At 57.2% G+C, this 20,240-nt stretch carries 11 protein-coding genes and 1 other RNA gene; all 12 read left to right on the forward strand.

Annotated elements, in window-relative coordinates:
- The first annotated feature begins 1,276 nt into the window (after positions 1-1,276).
- The 12 genes from HQL52_10600 (at position 1,277) to ftsW (ending at position 20,225) form a co-directional block, all read left to right on the forward strand.
- Complete coding sequence (locus HQL52_10600; GenBank protein ID MBF0369896.1) at positions 1,277-4,822, forward strand: PAS domain S-box protein; 3,546 nt, start codon at positions 1,277-1,279, stop codon at positions 4,820-4,822.
- Positions 4,819-7,668, forward strand: a complete 2,850-nt coding sequence (locus tag HQL52_10605) for a CHASE domain-containing protein (protein MBF0369897.1) — start codon at positions 4,819-4,821, stop codon at positions 7,666-7,668. Before HQL52_10600 ends, HQL52_10605 begins: the two co-directional genes overlap by 4 nt.
- A 98-nt stretch (positions 7,669-7,766) precedes the next feature.
- A complete protein-coding gene (locus HQL52_10610; GenBank protein MBF0369898.1) occupies positions 7,767-8,330 on the forward strand; it encodes an N-acetyltransferase in 564 nt (187 codons plus the stop codon).
- Between the two features lie 117 nt (positions 8,331-8,447).
- Positions 8,448-8,876: RNase P RNA component class A (gene rnpB, locus HQL52_10615), an RNA gene on the forward strand.
- Positions 8,877-9,888: 1,012 nt separating this feature from the next.
- Positions 9,889-11,100, forward strand: a complete 1,212-nt coding sequence (gene rsmH / locus HQL52_10620) for a 16S rRNA (cytosine(1402)-N(4))-methyltransferase RsmH (GenBank protein MBF0369899.1) — start codon at positions 9,889-9,891, stop codon at positions 11,098-11,100.
- Entirely contained in the window at positions 11,097-11,366 is a 270-nt protein-coding gene (locus HQL52_10625; protein MBF0369900.1) for a cell division protein FtsL, read from the forward strand. The genes rsmH and HQL52_10625 overlap by 4 nt, the downstream gene beginning before the upstream one ends.
- Positions 11,363-13,456, forward strand: coding sequence for a penicillin-binding protein 2 (locus HQL52_10630; protein MBF0369901.1), 2,094 nt, complete (start codon positions 11,363-11,365; stop codon positions 13,454-13,456). Before HQL52_10625 ends, HQL52_10630 begins: the two co-directional genes overlap by 4 nt.
- Complete coding sequence (locus HQL52_10635; GenBank protein MBF0369902.1) at positions 13,453-15,030, forward strand: UDP-N-acetylmuramoyl-L-alanyl-D-glutamate--2,6-diaminopimelate ligase; 1,578 nt, start codon at positions 13,453-13,455, stop codon at positions 15,028-15,030. The genes HQL52_10630 and HQL52_10635 overlap by 4 nt, the downstream gene beginning before the upstream one ends.
- A complete protein-coding gene (locus tag HQL52_10640; protein MBF0369903.1) occupies positions 15,027-16,457 on the forward strand; it encodes a UDP-N-acetylmuramoyl-tripeptide--D-alanyl-D-alanine ligase in 1,431 nt (476 codons plus the stop codon). Before HQL52_10635 ends, HQL52_10640 begins: the two co-directional genes overlap by 4 nt.
- A 136-nt stretch (positions 16,458-16,593) precedes the next feature.
- Positions 16,594-17,676, forward strand: coding sequence for a phospho-N-acetylmuramoyl-pentapeptide-transferase (locus HQL52_10645; GenBank protein MBF0369904.1), 1,083 nt, complete (start codon positions 16,594-16,596; stop codon positions 17,674-17,676).
- Between the two features lie 40 nt (positions 17,677-17,716).
- Complete coding sequence (gene murD / locus HQL52_10650; protein ID MBF0369905.1) at positions 17,717-19,093, forward strand: UDP-N-acetylmuramoyl-L-alanine--D-glutamate ligase; 1,377 nt, start codon at positions 17,717-17,719, stop codon at positions 19,091-19,093.
- Positions 19,083-20,225: a putative lipid II flippase FtsW gene (ftsW, locus tag HQL52_10655; GenBank protein MBF0369906.1), complete on the forward strand. Its 1,143-nt coding sequence runs from the start codon at positions 19,083-19,085 to the stop codon at positions 20,223-20,225. The genes murD and ftsW overlap by 11 nt, the downstream gene beginning before the upstream one ends.
- The last annotated feature ends 15 nt before the right edge of the window (positions 20,226-20,240 follow it).

The following is a 20,240-nucleotide window of genomic DNA, read 5'->3' on the forward strand; positions in this document are numbered from 1 at the left end:
CGGTTTTTTTTTAAAAAGGGGGGGGGGGGGCGGGGGGGTTTTTAGGGGGGGGGGGGGGGGGGGGGGGGGGGGGGGGGGGCGGGGGGGGGGGGGGGGGGGGAGAATGGATAGGCTCATCCAAAATGAGTTCCGCAGGATTTATGCCGCTTTGGAAGATGGTTTTCCGGGAGGGGTGAGTCAAGGAGGGGGGTTGAGGGAAAATACAATAGTTTACTGATCGTTACGAAGCGTCATAAAAAAGAGGTCGCAGCATTTAACAGGGTGGGGTGGGAGCAGTGCTTGACTGAGTAGTGGATAAAAAGTGTGTCATATCACACAATGTTTTTTAAAAAGTGAGCTGAATGACTCATTGCAGCTTGGACGAGAGGAAAAGTAACCCCGATTTGGCTGGGAGTGGGGTCTGTTGTTCCAGGAGGGTGTGGGGATTTTCACCTGTTTGGGTGAGGTGTGGAGTGTTTTTTGTGGACAGTAAACTGGACAGTAAACAAAGCATAAAACACAACACAAAACAAGCTCATCTGGCAGGCGTATGATCCGATTTAATGGTTCAATGATCAAAAAATCAATGAGTTAACAATTATGGCCCGACCATTGCAGTGTGTTTTGGCAAGCAGCAAACAGAATGGACGAACCATTCAATAGCCAATCACAATCATGGAGACAGATCATGACCGAGTCCTACACTTTCAGCTCCCCCATCCTCACTTCCCTGTTGGCCATTCTTTCAGCAGCCGCTGTTTTTTCCACCCCGAGCCTTATCTGGAGCACCCTGAATTTGGCTGGATTGATTTGAAGTGGTTGACCGGCAGGCAAGCTCAATCCTGGATGGGCGTTTGGAATCAGGAATCCGTTGGACCATCCGAAAAAAAACCGGGCGCAACGATCTCGTCCCCTCTCCAACCAGAAACCTTCGGGTGACCGGTTTGGGAGCGGGATGGGGCAGCTTGGGTGGCGGGATGTGTTTATTCCAAGTCGGTTGAGGGAATGGATTTTTTTGGATCTTCAGTCTGTTTGTTCCAGTTGCCCAGCCAGTGAAGGGGGCGTTTTTTTCAAGCCGGTTTTTTTCTCTGGCAGCAGGGTATGGCAGCGTCTTATGATTTAAAAATATAATAGACCATTCCGGGGGTTCAATGGGATTTTGCTGGGGATCCCGGGGAATCATTCAAAAACCCTGTTTTATCCTGTCGATTGTTTAAAATATTGAGGTATCATCAACGCCGATGCTGTTTTGCAAGCCTGGGGGCAGTCAAACCGTGATCCACTGGGAGAGGCGTTGTTGAAGCTTAAGGTGAAATCCCCACTGCTCCTTCTGCTCTCTCTTTTGACGCTTCTGGCTGCCTACCCCCTGGAAGCCTCACCCCCTCCCGCCAAGCGTCATATCCTTCTGCTCAACTCCTACCACGCCACCATGCCCTGGGTACGCAATGTGGTCCAGGCGGTGGAGGATGCCATCGAGCCCCGGCAAGGTCAGCTCAACCTCCATACCGAATATATGGATACCAAGCAGGTTCCCTATGATGAAACATATCAGGGCCTGCTCTATGCGCTTCTGGAACAAAAATATCGACAGACACCCGTTGAATTGGTGATGGTTTCGGACAATAACGCCTTTGAATTCATGCGGGCGTATGGAGAGCGGCTTTTTCCGGGTGTTCCGGTGGTTTTTTGTGGGGTGAACAATTTTCAGGCTGCCTGGATCGAGGAATTTCCCCATTTTACCGGTATTGCCGAGGTGTTTGACGCCAAAGCGACCCTTGCAGCCGCTTTGGAAATGCATCCCCACACCCAGCGGGTTTTTATCATCAACGACCACCTGCCCACCGGTCAGGCCTGGGCGGCCTCCATTCGTCAGCAGTTGGCCGGGTTTGAAAAACGGGTGGAGCTGATTTTTTCCCGGGAGTGGCCCTTCACTGTTTTGGAAGAGCGGGTGGCGGGGCTGGACGCGGATACGCTGGTGCTCTTCGGGGTCTATTTTCGGGATGCCACAGGGCAATATTACGACTTCTGGGAGAGTATGGGGCGGCTTTCCCGGGTGAGCCCGGTGCCTATTTATGGGCTGCTTGATCTCTATCTGGGGTATGGTCTCGCAGGGGGTAACCTCATCAGTGGTTATCATCAAGGGGAGGAAGCGGCCCGTTTTGCCTTGGCCATTCTGGATGGCCAGAGTCCCAATCAGTTGCCCGTCTCCTGGAGCGGAACCAACCGGTTTATGTTTGATTATAAGCAGATGCAACGCTTCGGCATCTCAGCCGCACAACTCCCCCCAGCCAGCACCATTGTCAATCAGCCCCCTTCCCTGTTGCGGGAGTATGCCCTCTTTTTCTGGTCAGCGGTGGGGGTGATCCTCCTGCTGACCGTGCTGGTCTTGCTGTTGGCCGCCAACGTCATTCGCCGAAAAAAGGCCGAAAGCGCCCTTCAGGAGTCCAAGGACCATCTGGAAGTTCGGGTGGAAGAGAGAACCCGGGCGCTTTTCGAGAGTGAACAGCGATTTCGGGGTTTGGTGGAAACCCTCAACGACTGGATTTGGGAGATCGACCGGGAGGGGTGCTACACCTATGTGAGCCCCAAAGTGGAGGCGTTGCTGGGTTATCCCCCTGAAGAGTTGATCGGCACCCGGCCCCAGGCTTTATGGGAGCCTTCCAGTATTCCTGGGATTGAGGCGTTGTTGCGGAGGCACTACCAGGAGCAGACCCCTTTTGCCGACCTGGAGGTGCCCACTCTGAAGAGAGACGGTACCCTGATTTTTGTTGAGGTGAATGGTCAGCCGATCATTGATTCGGAGGGGGAATTTTTCGGCTTTCGCGGCGTGGTGCGGGATATCACCTCTCGGCGGGCGGCGGAAGAGGCGTTGCGGGATAGCGAGGAGCGATTTCATCAATTCATGTTACATACCCCTCTGGTTGCCTTTATCAAGGATGACCGGGGGCGGATGGTTTATGCCAATGCCGCCTGGGAAAAATTGACCGGCAGACAAAGGTCTGGCTGGGAAGGTCGGACCAGCTACGACTTTTATCCCGGGGAGATCGCCGATTCTTTGGCTGCGGATGATCGGGAAGTTCTCTTGAGTGGCCAGCATCGGGTGTTTCAGGAAAGCGTGCCCCGTGGGGATAAAATCAGCCATTGGCTTTCCCACAAGTTTGGTTTTCGAAATTCCCGGGGAGAACATTTTTTGGGGGGGGTGGCCTTTGATATTACCGAGCGCACCCGTATGGAAGCGGAGTTGCGGGAAAATGAGGCCACCTTCCGGGCGATTTTCGATCAGGGGGGGATGGGCATCGCCATGGGGGATCTCAACGGACGGCTCCTCCAGGTCAATGCCGCTTTTGCCCGAATATTGGGCTATACACCACAAGAGTTGGATGGTTATTGCTGGCAGCATATTTCCCACCCCGACGGCCTGAAGGATAATATCCGATTTTATCAGGAAGTGTTGGCGGGAGAGCGCGCTTCCTTCGAACTGGAAAAACGTTATTTCCGCAAGGGAGGTGGGACCGTTTGGGCGCACCTGACCGTCACGCCGGTGCTCTCCACCAACGGCCAGGTCGCCTTTGTCATCGGTATGATACAGGATATCACCCAGCGCAAACGCATGGAGACGGATCTGGAGCAGGCCAAATCCCGGGCGGAGTCGGCCAATCGGGCCAAGAGTGAATTTTTGGCCGCCATGAGCCACGACCTGCGCACCCCTCTCAACGCCATCATCGGTCTGGGGGATGTGCTCAGGGAGTCCCATCTGGACAAAGTACAGCGCAGCTATTTGGATATCGTCATCAATGCCGGGGATACCTTGCTGGTCTTGATCAACGATATTTTGGATCTATCCAAAATTGAAGCGGGTCAGATGCAGCTCGAAGAGCAGCCCTTTGATCTGGGAGCGTTGCTTGAAGAGGTGGTGTCGGTGCTTCGAGTGAATGCTGATTCCAAGGAGATTGCCCTTCACTGTCAGTCGGAAGGAGAGAAGCCCATTTGGGTGAAAGGGGATTCCCAGCGGCTTCGGCAGATTCTATACAATCTGTTGGGTAACGCGATCAAGTTTACCCAAAAGGGGAGTGTGGAGCTGAAGGCCGTGCCTCTGGATAGCCAAAAAATGCATTTTGAGGTGAGGGATACCGGAATCGGTATTGCACCAGAGCGCCTGGAAAAGGTTTTCGAGCCTTTTCAACAAGCGGAGGGGAGCCGAACCACCTCCCGTTTTGGGGGGACGGGGCTGGGGCTTTCCATCTGTCGCAAGCTGGTCACTCTGATGGGGGGGGAGATCGGGGTGCAAAGTGTGGTGGATGAGGGGAGTGTTTTTTCTTTTACAGTTGAGCTGCCATCGGTGTTGATGGAGGCCGGGGATGGGTTTGATCCAGGGAGAGAGAGGGGTTCGAGTCAGGCTCAGGGGGTGGCCCTGGACAGGGGGCTTGAGATTCTCGCAGTGGATGATGCGATGGATAATTTGCTGCTTCTCAAGGCCTATCTGAAGAAAACCCCCCATACCTTGACCCTGGCTAATAACGGTCAGGAAGCGGTGGAGCGTTTTCAAGCCGGTCGGTTTGATGTGGTGCTGATGGATATTCAGATGCCGGTCATGGATGGTTATGCCGCTACCCGGGCGATACGGGCGTGGGAGCGGGAAACAGGCTGCCTGCCCACTCGGATTATTGCGCTGACCGCCCACGTCATGAAAGAGGTCGCCCAAAAGGTGGCAGCGGCGGGGTGTGATGGCCACCTGGCCAAACCGATTCGCAAGGAGACTCTTCTCAAAGCTTTGGCCCAACCCCTGAGCGGGGTCCGTGAGGGTCATCTGGTGGGGCATGAAAGCCAGGGGAGCGGTGGATGATTGCCCGTCGGGTGCGCTCGGAAAGTGATGCCCACAACCTCAATATTTTTAAGATGGTGCTGGCCTGCTTTTTGGCAGGTTTTCCCAGTCTGCTCTTTTCCCTGCCCCCCACCCACAGTACGGTCATCCATCCAGCCTCCGGGGTGGCTTTGGCGGGGCTTCTGCTCTGGGGGTGGCGGTTGTGGCCAGGGGTGTTTTTAGGGATCTTTTTTCTGGGATTGTGGGCCTTTCTGGAAGAAGGGGGGCCGTTTACCATTCACGGTTATGCCTTGGCCGTGGGCATGGCTGTGGCGGGCACTCTCCAGGCGGTGCTGGGCTATCTTCTGGCAAGACGCCTTTTTCGAATCTCCCTGCGTCTCGACGATGCCATGGGTGTGGCCCGCCTGTTTCTTATTGTGGGGCCGGGCGCCTGTCTGCTGGGCGCTTCGGTGGTGGTGTGGGTGCTCTGGACTTTGGAGTTTGTCCAGACCGTCGATCTGCGTTTTACCTGGTGGACCTGGTGGGTGGGGGAGAGCCTCGGCATTTTTTTTGTTTTGCCATTGATGCTGATCGCTTTTGGAACGCCCCGCTCTCTCTGGCGGGGAAGGGGCGTTGCCGTTGGGTGGCCATTGGTGATCGCAGCAGTTGTGCTGACTCAAATGTTTGCCTATTCGAGCCGCTATGAAGCGGATCGTTTGAGAAATGCCTTTCGAGAGGAGGCGCGGGTGTTGGCCCACACCCTGGAGAGTCAGTTTGATCGCTACCTGGAAGTGATCTGGTCTCTGGAAGGTTATTTTGCCGGCTCTCAACATGTCTCCCGGGAGGAGTTCAAGGCCTTTGTTCGGGGCGTGTTGCCCCGCCATCCAGGGATTCAGGCCATCTCCTGGAATCCACGCATTTTGAACCAGGAGCGTGCGGAGTTCGAAGCCCGGGTACGGTGGGATTTTTTGGAGAATTTTGAGATTACTGAAAAATCCCCTGAGGGGCTGTTGGTTCCGGCGGGTGTCCGGGATGAATATATCGTTGTCAACTATATCGAACCTCTGGAAACCAATCGCAGTGCCGTTGGTTTTGACGTGGCCTCCACGCCGGAGCGCAAGGTGGCTCTCGATATGGCCCGGGACAGTGGCCAACCTGTTGCCACGGCCCCCATCAATCTGGTTCAAAATATCCGCAAGTCTTTGGGAGTGCTTGTTTTTTTGCCAATTTATCGGTGGCCCCTGGAGGTTGAATCCGTAGCAGATCGGCGCAATAATCTGCTTGGGTTTGGGGTGGGGGTGTTTCGCCTGGGAGATGTGATTCGCCACGCTTTTGGCAAGGATTATCTGAAACATCTGGAGCATGTGGTCGGGCGGGTCTACGATGTCACACCGGGTTTGGCTGAGGAAAAGCAGCTCATAACCATCTTTTTGCGCAAGGATGGTGCGGTCTTCGAGTTTCCCGATGAGATCATCCCTCTGGTGGATCCCAAGGGGTTCCGTTGGAACCAAACCTATGACATGCGGGGGCGGGTGTGGCGTTTCACCTTCGACACCACTTATCGCTACCGGTCGGAATTCAGGGATTGGGGGGAGTGGATGCTGCCTTTGGGGGGGCTGCTTTTTTCCGGGCTTCTGGCGGCGTCGCTTTTGGTGATCACCGGGCGCACCCATCGCAACCACGAATTGGCCCGCCAGCTGGAAGGGCGCAAGGCGGCGTTGGAGCGATCCAATATCGAGTTGGAACAGGAGATCCATCAGAGGCAGGAGGCGGAAGACAGGCTCAGGCAGAGTGAGGAGCGCTTTCGAGGGGCCTTCGAGGGGGCAGCCCACGGCATGGCTCTGGTCTCTCCCAGTGGTCACTTGCTGCTGGTCAATCAGGCCCTCTGCCGCATGACCGGTTATGGTGAAGCGGAACTGCTGAAAATGGATTTTCAAAGCTTCACCCACCCGGAGGATTTGCCGGAGGATCTGGACTCCCAGGCGCGTATCCAGCAAGGGGAGATCGACAAGTATGAGCGGGATAAACGCTGTTTTAACAAGGAGGGACAAGCCTTTTTGGCGCACCTGGCCGTATCGGTGATTCGGGGGAGTGATGGGGCACCTCTCTACAGCGTTTTTCAGATGCGGGATATCACCCAGGAGCGGGAGTTGGAGGCCCGGATCCAATCCGCTGAGCGGCTGGCTTCGGTAGGGCGACTGGCGGCGGGGCTTGCCCATGAGGTGAACAATCCCCTGGCGAGTGCCTCCATCAACCTCCAGGGACTGAAAATGGAACTGGAAGAGGTCTTGGCTTCCAGCAGTGATGCGCGTCACCAGATGGCAATCATTGAACGCAGTTTGGATCGCTCCTCCCAGATTGCCAAGGAGGTGCTGGCCTTTTCCAGCCAAGGTGACCAAGGGTTTTCCCCGCTGGATCTCAACGATGTTTTGGAATCCGCCCTACAGTTGGTGGAGCATCGGCTGGAAGGGATCGTCTTGCACCGGGATTTGGCGGATCTGCCGGATGTGGCAGGGCTTTACGGTAAATTGGAGCAGGTGTGCATCAATCTATTGAACAATGCTCTGGATGCCTGTCCCGAGGAGGGTGGGGTGCTCCATCTGACCTCTTTTTTGGAAGAGGGGTGTGGGGTGCTCACCATTCGGGATAATGGCTGTGGTATTCCGGAAAAAATCATGGGCCGGGTGATGGTGCCTTTTTTTACCACCAAGCGGGTGGGGGATGGCACGGGCTTGGGGTTGGCAGTCTGCTATGGGATTGTGACCCAACACCGGGGAGAGCTGGAACTGGTCAATCATCCGGAAGGGGGGGTGACCGCTACCGTGCGGATCCCTCTGCCGGAAAAAGGGGGTGGCAAAAGGGTCTATCCGATCCTGCCCCTTGGTTGAGTGGTTTGGGCTGGTCGGGGGGGATGGAACTGAGGTGGGGATTGGATGCAATGGGGGGGTGACTGTCTGGGGGTGGGAAGAGATAAGGGGAGGGGGCTTTGGCTGACGCTGTTTTTATCCACGAAACCGCTGTGGTTGATTCCGGGGTGGAGATTGGGGAGGGGAGCCGAGTCTGGCATTTTTCCCATCTTTTGTCAGGAACCCGGATTGGGGCGGGGTGCACCATCGGTCAAAATGTCGCAATCGGTCCCAACGTGCGCCTGGGTGACGGCTGTAAGATTCAAAACAATGTGTCGATCTATGAGGGGGTGGAGCTGGAGGCGGAGGTGTTTTGTGGTCCGAGTATGGTTTTTACCAATGTTGTCACCCCCCGGGCCTTTATCTCCAGAAAACACGCGTTTCGTCCGACACACGTAGGGCGGGGGTGTACCATCGGTGCCAACGCCACCATTCTTTGCGGGGTGCGATTGGGGCGCTACAGCTTTGTGGGGGCGGGGAGTGTGGTGACCCGGGATCTGCCCGATCATGCCTTGATGGTGGGCAATCCCGGGCGGCAGGCGGGTTGGGTGTGTCGATGTGGCCTGGTGCTGGATTCTGATTTGGCCTGTTCGGAGTGTGGCAAGGGATATCAGGTAGGGGATAGGGGTTTGATCGAAGCTTGAATTGCGGTTTGACCAGAGTGTGTTTCCGTTATTTCACTCCTTCCCTGTACCGGTTGAATCGTGCAATCGGGCGGGTTCTGCTATATAAGGTTTTCAGTTTAAGAGGTTTTACCAACCGGAGCGGGTCGGGCGGCCGCTGGCTGGGGGTTGAAAAGGGTGGTGGAGGTTTCGGTCTCTATCCCGTTTTTGATCCCTGGCTGGAGGAAAGTCCGGGCTCCAGAGGGCAGGATGCCGGATAACTTCCGGCGGGGGCGACCCCAGGGACAGTGCCACAGAGAGCAGACCGCCGAACGGGGTTTTTATAACCCGACGGTAAGGGTGAAAGGGTGCGGTAAGAGCGCACCGCGTTTTCCGGTAACGGAAGCGGCATGGTAAACCCCATCCGGAGCAAGACCAAATAGGGGGACGTTAAAGGCTGCCCGTCCAGTCCCCGGGTAGGTTGCATGAGGTGATCGGTAACGGTCATCCCAGATGAATGGTCGCCTCCTTGCCGCTGTTGGGGAAAGCGGTGGGAGACAGAACCCGGCTTACAGGCCCGCTCCGGCCCCACTTTCTCCCCTCTTCCCCACTTTCTCCCCTCTTCCCCACTTTCTCCCCTCTTCCCCACTTTCTCCCCTCTTCCCCACTTTCTCCCCCATTTTTGGTATTCCCCACTTTTCCCTCTCTTCCCCACTTTCTCCCCCATTTTTGGCTGTCGACAGTTGGCAGTAGCGCAGATATTCATGGAATATATTGTGTATGTGTTTGTATTTTAAGTTTTTTATGAAGGTTGTGTCGTGCAATGTTTTCCATTGATCCTGCCACTTCAAAGCGCTGTTTGCTCTTTCAGCCACTTTTGGTGATGGGGGGGTGGGGAGGTGATGAGTGGAAGTGGGCTAAAAATCTCCCCACATCATCCCACTTGACGGATATGGTTGCTTTGGAAACCGATTTCACCCAGTAAATTCAAGGTAATATCAGCTGTCAGCCGCTCTAGGTTTTTCTCTTTTCAGACCCTTCAAAGCTAAATGGAAGGGTGAAATCAGGGGCTTGGCTATGGGGTGTGTGGCGTGTTTGTTCTTGTATATAAGTTATTGTTTTTGTATAATTTTTCACAGAATCCCATTTTTTTTGGCAATCCTGTTTTTAAATCTTGCAGGCCCTATGAGTGGCACCTATACTCAGTTGTGGGATGAAGTGGGGAGTTGTGGGGAGTAAGGGTGCAGTGAGGGAAGCTTCCAACCTGGGGCGCGGCGAAGAAAAGTGTTTCTCGGACAGCACAGCCATAACCTGGACGACAAGTACCGGATCAGTCTGCCGGTGCCGTTTCGTAAGGTGGTGCGCGATCTGGGCGGTGACCGGGTAATTCTCACCAGGGGGATCGAAACCTGTCTCCTGGGGTTTACAGTATCGGCTTGGCAGGATGTCATCGATAAAATCAGCCGGGAGCCCATGATGGATCGGGAAGTAGAGGCCTTTGAACGGATTTTTGCCGGTCACGCCTGTGAACTCACCATCGATAGACAGGGTCGGATTCTCATACCCCCGGTTTTGCGGGCTTATGCGGGGATCGAAAAGGATGCCGTTTTTGCCGGCCGCATTAAAAAATTTGAAGTCTGGAAGCCGGACAGTTGGCAACAGGCAGTGCACAACAGCACCGAAACCCTGGTTGCTGGCAAAAGGCTCAGTTCCATCATCTGAGCCGGTGGGGACTCCTATCCATACGGAATTGGGGAGTGCCCATCAAAGTGTTCTTTCACATGAAGCAGTAACGGGGCTGGCCCCCGGTCCGGAGGGTATCTATCTGGATGCCACTTTCGGTGCCGGGGGGCACAGCCAACGGATTCTCGAAGCCACTTCACCAGGGGGGCGGGTGGTGGCATTGGATCGGGATCCGGAAGCCATCCGAGGCGGAGCCCGGGTGGTGGCGCACCATCCGGATCGATTCACATTGATCCAGAGCCCTTTCAGTCGCCTCTCCCGGGTGCTTGGGGAGCTCCAAATAGAGGAGATCAACGGCGTTCTGTTTGATCTGGGGGTCTCCTCCATGCAGCTGGATTCCCCTGAACGGGGGTTCTCCTTTCAGAGCGACGGACCCCTTGATATGCGGATGAGCGCGGACCCACAGATGGAGCAGGTGTCCGAGGTGATGGAAAATTCATCCGGAGAAGGTCGCAAAGGTCAGGGAAAGTCGCAGTCAGTCGGCAAGGGGCAGCCCTCAGCTGCTGATCTGGTCAATACCCTCAAGGCCGATGAATTGGCCGACATTATTTTTCGTTTTGGCGATGAGCGTCACTCCCGACGCATTGCCCGGGCCATCGTCACCGACCGCCAGGAAAAGCCCTTCACCCGGACCCGGGAGCTGGCGGGGCTGCTGGAGCGGATTTTGCCCCGAAGCAAGGATCGCATTCATCCGGCCACCCGCACCTTTCAGGCCTTGCGTATTGCGGTCAATCAGGAGCTGGCGGAGCTGGAAACAGGGCTGGCAGCCGCCATGGAGGCCGTGGCCGTGGGGGGGCGGATCGTGGTGATCAGCTTTCACTCCCTGGAGGATCGGCTGGTCAAACAGACCTTTCGCAAAGCCTCTTCCCCCATTGAGCCTTTGATTCCGGGGCAGCATCGGGCCGGGCGCTGGATTCCGGCCAAAGCCATCCCACCAAAATTTCGCCTGCTGACCCGCAAGCCGGTGATGCCAACCTCTGAAGAGATCGCCCAAAACCCCCGCTCCCGGAGCGCTCGGATGCGCATTCTTGAGCGTCTGCCCAAAGAGACGGCAGGGGAGAGCCCATGAAGCCCGATTGGCTTTTGCCCGCCTTGTTGGCACTTTTGTTGGTCATCACCTCAGCGGTCACCGTGACTTCACGGATGTGGATGTTGGAGGTACATCGGGATCTGCGTAGAGAAGAGAAAAAATTTGCCCATTTGCAGGACAAGGAGCAGGAGTTGCGGGTAGAGCTGGTCTCCCGAACGGATATGAACACCATCGAGCGGCGGGCACGCAAGGAGCTGGGCATGCGCCCACCCCGGCCCGATCAGTGGTTGGTGGTGAAGCCATGACCTCTCAGCGTCGCACTCCGGGCGGAAAAAAAAGTACCGCCAGCAGTCGTAAGCCTGCCCGTTCGACCAAGCAGCAGCCCAAGGCCCGAGGCCAATCCCAGCGCTCCACCTATCAGGGGGGGCGATCCTCCGCCAAAGGATCGACACGCAAGCCCACCACTTCCCGCAAATTGGGCACGGTGGCCAAGCCTGGCAAGGGGTATGAACTGCCCCGGGGGCGTCTTGAATTTATCACCGGCCTGTTCGTGCTGGCCTTTGTGATTTTGGCTGTTCGGGCGGTGGATCTTACGGTGCTTCAGGGCTCCATGCTGCACGACAAGGCTTCGACCCAGCACCGCAAGAAGGTGATTCTGCCCGCTTTTCGGGGGCAATTTTTGGATCGTAACGGTCGCACCCTCGCGGTCAGCCTGCCGGTCAAAACCCTCTCGGTTGATCGAGACATGGTGGAAGACCCCTACGACCTGGCCGATCAATTGGCGCCCCTGATCGGCGTCTCCAAAAAACGACTCGGCAAGCGCCTGGCCAGAGCGCGACCCGGCACTTTTCCCCTGTTAAAGCGCAAGGTGAGTCCCGAAACCGCCCGGCGTATCCAGGAGCTGGACCATCCAGCGCTGTTTTTCATCCCCGCAGCCCAGCGTTTTTACACCATGGGTGAGATTACTTCCCATGTGTTGGGGTTCGTCAATATCGACGGCAAGGGGGTGGAGGGGTTGGAACGGGTTTTTGACGGTGATCTCCAGGGTACCCAGGGGTTGCAGGTGATTACCCGGGACCGTTTGGGGCGTCCCATGCCCGGTGGCCGCACCATTACGCCGGCCAAGCCCGGAACCGATATTGTTCTCTCCATCGACACCACCATTCAGTATATCGCCTATCGTGCGCTGCTGAAGGCAGTACGCAAAAGCCAGGCCAAGGGTGGGATGGTGGTGATTCTCGATCCCACCGACGGCAACATCCTGGCTCTGGTCAATCAACCCGGGTTCAATCCCAACAATCTTTCCGCCTCTACCGCCAAGGATCGACGCAACCGGGCCGTGACCGACGCCTTTGAACCGGGCTCCACTTTTAAAATTTTTACCGTGGCCGCCGCCCTCGACATGGGCAAGGTCACCCCCGACAAGATCATCGATGTGGAAAATGGGCGGTTTCGGGTTGGAGATCGCATCATTCGTGATTTTCACCGGGAAAAACGCTGGCTGACGGTGGGGCAGGTGCTGCAAAAAAGCTCCAATGTGGGCGCTGCCAAAATCGGCCTCATGGTGGGCAACCAGGAGCTGGAAGACTATATCTTTAAATTTGGCTTTGGTCGGGAAACCGGTGTGGAGCTGGGTGCCGAGGCCAGGGGGCGTATTCCGGACATCCGCCACTATTGGCAGGTGGGGCTGGCCAACCGTTCCTACGGTTATGGCATTACCGCCACCCCCTTGCAGTTGGTGCGGGCGGCCACCGCAGCGGTTAACGGTGGGCTGTTGCACGCCCCGCGACTGGTGGTGGGCAAGGTGGATGGCGAAGAGATCATCCCCACCCCCTTTGCCCCTTCGGAGCGGGTGATCAGCGCCAAAACCTCCCGACAGCTGCGTAAAATTCTCACCACAGTGGTGGGGACGGAAGGAACGGCCCCCCAAGCTGCGGTAGAGGGATATTCGGTCGCAGGCAAAACCGGTACCGCCCGCAAAGCCTCTTCCAAGGGCGGGTATGCCGAGGGGCTCTATTTTTCGTCATTTTTGGGATTCGTCCCCAACGAAAAGCCCCGTATCGTCATCTTTATCGGCATCGATGAGCCGGAAGGTAAGTATTATGGTGGCCAGGTCGCCGCACCGGTCTTCAGGGAGATCGCCCAAGAGGTGATGCCGCTGCTGGCGGTGATGCCGGAAAAAACCAAAAAACCCATGCTTCCCCCGGAGTTTCCCAAGGGAGGCCGTCAAAAAGAGACCGGTAGTGAGGAGGCCGGGCCCCTCTATCAAGCCACCCTCGGAGAGGCTTTGGAAAAGCTTTACGCCCAGGGAGAGGTGCCTCTGGTCAAAGGGTCCGGATTGGTCGTTCGCCAGGAGCGGACCGAAGATAACCAACTCCGATTGGTGCTGAAATGATGCATGGCACCCACCAGGCCACACTGATTCCTTTGGATCCGGAGGATCTGCCCACAGATATCAGCACCCTGGCAGCGCACTGCCCTGGAATGACCTTGCTGGGCCCCAACCGGGAAATTCAGGGTCTGACGGCTGACTCCAGAAAAGTACGTGAGGGCTATCTTTTCGCCGCTTTGCCTGGCTGTCAGGTGGATGGCAATCGATTTATTCCCCAGGCGTTGGCCCAGGGAGCGGTGGCTGTTCTCCACGATGGTCGGGGTCGGCTTCCCTTGGGGACGCGTTGCCAAACCGTCGCCCAGCTGGTTCACCCGGAGCCGCGTCAGGCGCTGGCTCTCCTGGCAGCAGATTATTACGGCCATCCAGCCAAACATCTGAAATTGATGGCGGTAACCGGCACCAACGGTAAAACTTCGGTGGCCGCCATGATCGAAGCGATTCTCACCGAGGCCGGGGAGCGGGTGGGGGTGATGGGGACCACCGGTGTGCGTTATCCCGGATATGTGGGGCGTTCACCGCTGACAACCCCCGAGCCGGTTTTTCTCCAGGCCCGATTGCAGGAGATGGCGGAAAATCAATGCACCACAGCGGTCCTGGAGGTCTCCTCCCACGCTTTGACCCAGCATCGCATTGCCGGCATGCCGATCCATACCGCGATCTATACCAACCTTTCCCGGGATCATCTGGACTACCATCGGGATGAAGGGGACTATTTTCAGGCCAAGGCCCGGCTCTTTACCGATTTTGCGCCGGAAGTGGCCATCATCAATCTGGATGACGCCAGAGGTGTGGCGTTGGTGGAAAAATGTCTCCCCGGCACCCGGGTGGTGGGATACAGCGCTGAAGGTCGAAGGGCAGGCAACAGCACACCGGTTTTTGCCGCCCGTGGGATGAAGCTCTCCTGGCAAGGGGTGCGGTTTGATCTGGATACCCCGGGGGGGGGTGTTCCGGTCACGATGGGGACGGTGGGGCGGTTTAATGTCGCCAATGCCTTGGCAGCGGCTGCGGCCTGCTGGGAAAGGGGTGTTTCGGCGGAGGTGATCGCCCGGGGCTTGGCCCGATTTCAACCCGTGCGGGGGCGGATGGAAACCATCGCCCAAGGCCAGCCTTTTGGTGTGGTGGTGGATTATGCCCACACCCCCGAAGCGTTGGAGCGGCTGCTGGCAACGACCCGAGAGGTGATTGGTGAGGGTCGGATCTATCCGGTGTTTGGCTGCGGCGGTGAGCGGGATGTGGGTAAGAGAGCCTTGATGGGTGGGATTGCGGCGCGTTTTGGGGAGGTTGCCTTTATCACCGACGACAACCCCCGCTCCGAGGATCCAGCCGCCATTCGTGAGGCGATCCTTATTGGATGTGCCAAGGCAGGAGGTAACGCCCGGGAAGTGGCGGATCGCGAGAGCGCCATTGGGATGGCGTTGTCCCAGGCCAGTGCAGGGGATGCGGTGGTGATAGCCGGGAAGGGGCACGAAACAGTTCAGATCACGGCCTCCGGAGCGCACCCCTTTGATGATGTTGCTGTGGCCTGCGAGCATCTGCAAAAGCTGGGTTTTACCCTGAAACCGGAGGGGCAGAGATGATCCCCTCCAACGATGTGATCAGCAAAGTTTCATCAACGGGAATGACGCTGAATTTTATCAGTTCGACCCTGGGAGCAGCCTGGCAGCTTCCCGAGGGCGTGGACTCCCAACAAACCATTGCGGGTGTCTCCATCGACAGCCGCACTCTGGAACCCGGTGCGCTATTTGCCGCGATCACCGGTCCCCGATTCGATGGCCATGACTATATCGACAAGGCCTTGGAAAAGGGGTGTGCCGCCTTGCTGGTCAACCGTGAGATCAACCCCGCCCCGCCGGTTCCGGTGTTGTCGGTTCCGGATACACTCACGGCTCTGACCCGGTTGGCGGCAGCATGGCGAAAGCGGGTCAACCCCAAAGTGATCGCCATCACGGGATCCTCTGGCAAGACCACGGTCAAGGAGATGACCACCGGCTGCCTGAAAAATCAATTCCGGGTTCACGCCACCCGGGGCAACTTTAACAACCATATCGGCCTGCCCCTGACGATTCTGGCCATGCCGGAAAAATGTCAGGTGCTGGTGGTGGAGATGGGGATGAGTGCCGGGGGTGAAATTGCCCACCTGGCAGCCATCGCCAAGCCGGATATCGGTGTGATCACCAATATTCAAGCCGCTCACCTGGCGCAATTCAATCATCTGGGTGAGATTGCCGCCGCCAAAGGCGAACTAATGGAAGCCCTCCCCCCCGTCGGGGTGGGCATCTTGCCCAGGGATGGGCTATTTACCCCACTGCTCAGGAAATTGGCTTCCCCGGCAGAGGTGATCACTTTTGGGGGAAGCCGCGCCCAGGGGGCGAGGGATCTGGAGTATGGGTCATTCCGATATACTCCCAACGGAATCCATTTCCGGATCCCCGACTCCGGGGATGAGAGGAATGTTGAAATCAAGCACACCGGTGAGCACACCGCGTTGAATGCCCTGGCAGCCCTGGCAGCCGCTCGGGAAGTTGGGGCTGAGGTGGGAGATATCGTCGCTGGATTGGCGGATTTTCAACCACCGGCAGGCCGAGGCAATCTGCAAACCACCTCTCAAGGCGTCACCTTGATTGATGACACCTACAACGCCAATCCCGGATCGGTTGCGGCGGCTCTTGAGAGCCTGGGGAAAATGGACGGGGCTGGGCGTCGGGTGGCGATATTGGGGGATATGCTGGAGTTGGGCTCTGAAGAGCGTGCGCTTCACGCCGGGCTGATTGAGGCGGTGATTGGCGGGCGGGTGGATCTGCTGTTGAGCGCAGGCCCTTTGATGAAAGCCCTGCATGAGGCTGTGGCTGGGGAGATGCGCCTGGAAAGTCAACATCGGGATAAAGCCGAAGGGTGGCTGGGGGAGGTGGCTCCCTTGTTGAAGCCTGGTGATGTGGTGTTGGTCAAAGGCTCCCGGGGGATGGCTATGGAACGGATTGTTCAGGATTTATTGGGACAGGATTGAAAGAAGGGCCGGGGCAGGTTTGAGGAAAGACCGGAGCAGGTTTAATCATCGGGTGGGGCAGGTTAAACGGAACCGGTGGTTCAAAGGGGACGGGTAATGGGACAGGTCACAGGGATTCAACCAATCGGAAGTACTTATGCTATATAATATTCTGTATCCCCTTTCTGATCATTGGTCGGCGCTTAACCTGTTTAAATATATCACTTTCCGTACGATTGGTGCGATTTTGACCGCCCTGATTCTCTCCTTTGTGGTGGGGCCGTTGGTGATCCGCACCCTGCAAAAGATGCAAAAAAAAGGGCAGCCCATCCGGGATGACGGCCCGGAACGCCATCTTCTGGAAAAGGCCGGTACCCCCACCATGGGGGGCACCCTGATTATCCTGGCCATTGCGGTGCCTACCCTGCTGTGGGCCGACCTGACCAATCGTTTCATCTGGGTGGTTTTGTTGACCACCCTGGGATTTGGAGCCATCGGTTTTTGGGACGACTCCCTGAAGCTTTTGAAAAACAATCCCAAGGGGGTGCCCGGGCGGGTGCGGATATTCCTCCAAAGCGCCATCGCTTTAGGGGCCGCAGGGGTGTTGATGGGGATGGATGGTGGGTTTGGCCAACTGTCGTTTCCGTTTGTGAAGGATTATTTTTACGATTTAGGCTGGCTCTTTTTTCCTTTCGCCATTTTGGTCATTGCGGGCAGTGCCAACGCCATCAATCTGACCGACGGTCTGGATGGCTTGGCCATTGGTCCTACGCTGCTGACCGCCATGAGTTTTTTGCTGATCGCCTATGTCACCGGTCACGTTCACTTTGCCGGATATCTGGGTATTCCCTATGTCTCCGGGGCAGGGGAGTTGTCGGTTTTTTGCGGGGCGATGGTGGGGGCGGCTTTGGGGTTTTTATGGTTCAACACCTATCCGGCCCAGGTGTTTATGGGGGATGTAGGTTCGTTGGCCCTGGGAGCGGCTCTGGGCAGTGTCGCCATGGTGACCCGTCATGAGATCGTTCTTTCCATTATCGGCGGGGTGTTTGTGATGGAAACCCTGTCGGTGATTGTCCAGGTGGCCTCGTTCAAGCTGATCGGCAAGCGGGTGTTTCGCATGGCTCCGATCCACCATCACTTTGAGCTGAAGGGGTGGGCGGAGCCGAAAATCATCGTCCGGTTTTGGATCATTTCGGTGATCCTTTCCCTGGTCGGGCTCGCCACCTTGAAGATTCGTTGATCATGACTGTTTGCACTCACACACGTCAGAGGTGTCACCCATGAGCCGACTCCACCATGGATCAGGCTCCGGTCCGGTGGCCGTGGCTGGCTTGGGTCTGACGGGAGCTGCTTCGGTGCGGTTTTTGGCAGCCCTGGGGGTGCGGGTGCTGGCCTGTGATGAACATCCCCATCCTGCAGCCGCCAAGGGTTTGGGTCAGCTGCCGGGAGTGACTCTGAACTTGGGTCAGCTGCCAGCCGCTGCCATGGCCGATTGTGAAAGCGTGCTGTTGAGCCCGGGGATTCCCCGTCGTCATCCCGCCCTGGCGGAGGCCCTCTCCCGGGGGGTGCCGGTGATTAACGACATCGAATGGCTCTACACCTGGGTTAACGAACAGGTAGGGGAACGTCCCTTTATCGGCATTACCGGAACCAACGGTAAATCCACCGTGACCACCCTGGTGGGACAGATGTTGAACGAGGCCGGGAAAAATTTTCAGGTAGGGGGCAACCTGGGAGAGGCGGCCCTCTCCCTGTGGGATCTCAAGGCCAAGGGGTATGTGCTGGAGCTTTCTTCGTTTCAGCTGGAGTCCATCGACCAGTTTCGAGCCCAGGTGGGGGTGTTGCTCAATCTGACGCCGGACCATATGGATCGTTATGACAATCTGGCTGCCTATCTGGAGGCTAAAAAACGGATTTTTGAAAACCGGCAGGCTGGGGATTGGGGGGTTGTGAGTGGCGATGATCCGGTGCTGCTGGGGCCACTGCTCAGGGAGTTGGAAAATGGTCCTGGAAGGTTGATGCCCTTTTCGATTCAACGGCCCATGCCGGGGGGAATCTCTGCCTTGGGGGAGCATCTCATCGATTTTCGCAACGGCAGGCCGGCCCCGCTCATGGATCTGACCCGCCTGCGTATGGTGGGGCGGCACAACAAGGCCAATGCGGCGGCAGCGACAGCGGTGGCTTTGACCCAAGGTGTCGCGCCCGAGGTGATCTCCCAGGTGTTGGAAACCTTTCCCGGGCTTCCCCACCGTATGGAATGGATCCGGACCCTGGACGGGGTGCCCTGGTACAACGACTCCAAGGGGACCAACGCCGGAGCCGTGGCCCAATCCCTGAGTTCTCTGACGGGGCGGGTGATTCTCATCGCCGGGGGGCGGGACAAAAAAGGCGATTTTGCCATGCTGGCCCCCCTGGTGCGCCAACATGCCGAGGCGGTCATCCTGATGGGTGAGGCTGCTGGAGCCATGGAAAAGGCCTTTGCGGGGCTGGCTCGAATCGAAAAAGTCGGGGGGATGGCCGAGGCGGTGGAGATGGCCCGGGATCTGGCTGAGCCGGGGTGTGCGGTGTTGCTCTCTCCGGCTTGTGCCTCGTTTGACCAGTTTGACAGTTTTGAGCATCGGGGGGATGTTTTTCGGGAGGCGGTCCATGCACTCTAAAAAGGGGCGGGGGAAAAAAGACGAGAGCCAGGCGCCGGGCATCGACATGTGGTTGGCGGGGACCGCTTTTGCCCTTTTGATCATCGGCTTGGTGATGGTCTATTCCGCCTCTTCACCGGTGGCCCAGAAAAATTTTGGCAATCCGACCCACTATGCTCTGCGCAATGGGGTGTTTGCCCTCTTGGGAATGGTCGTGCTGGCGGTGGCGAGTCGCCTGCCGATGCACCTCATTCGCACTTTGGGCCGTTACGGATTCGCGATTACCCTGTTTCTTTTGCTTCTGGTGTTGGTGCCGGGGCTGGGGATGGAAGGTGGTGGGGCCAGGCGGTGGCTGAATCTGGGATTTTTTACCATGCAGCCTTCAGAGCCCTTCAAGGTGATGCTGGTGCTCTACATGGCCCATCAGTTGAGTGATGATCTGGGGCGGGTTCACCGAATTCGCCAGGGGTTGTTTCCCATTATGCTGGTCTATGGCCTGTCGGTGACGCTGCTTCTGGCGGAGCCGGACTTTGGCAGCGTGTTGATCAGCGGCATGGTGCTCTTTGGTATGATCTTCATCGCCGGGATACCCTTTGCCTGGATTACCGGGCTGATTTTGGTCGCCATTCCTCTGGCCGCCGCCGGGATCATGATGGCCCCTTATCGGTTTCGTCGGGTGACGTCGTTTTTGGATCCATGGGACGATCCTTCCAACAGCGACTTTCAGCTGGTCCAGTCCCTGCTCTCCTTTGGTAACGGTGGACTGCACGGCACCGGCCTGGGGCAGGGACAGCAGAAGCAGTTTTATCTGCCGGAGTCCCATACCGACTTTATCTTTGCGGTGATTGGTGAAGAGTTGGGGCTTTTTTGGGTATTGACGATCATTCTGCTGTTTGCGGTGCTTATCTGGCGCGCCTTCAATATTGCCCGCAAGGCCACCGACCCCTTCGTGCGGTTGGGAGCGGGGGGGCTCACCATGCTGATCGGCTCCCAGGCCTTGGCCAATATGGGGGTGGTGATGGGGCTGCTGCCACCCAAGGGATTGACTTTACCCTTGGTGAGCTATGGGGGTAGCTCCCTGATTATCACCATGGGTGCGGTTGGGCTCCTGCTGGCCTTTTCCCGGACAGTGGCGGAGGAAGAAAAATGGTAAAGCTGATCAGGGAGT

Source organism: Magnetococcales bacterium (genome assembly GCA_015232395.1).
Lineage (GTDB): Bacteria > Pseudomonadota > Magnetococcia > Magnetococcales > JADFZT01 > JADFZT01.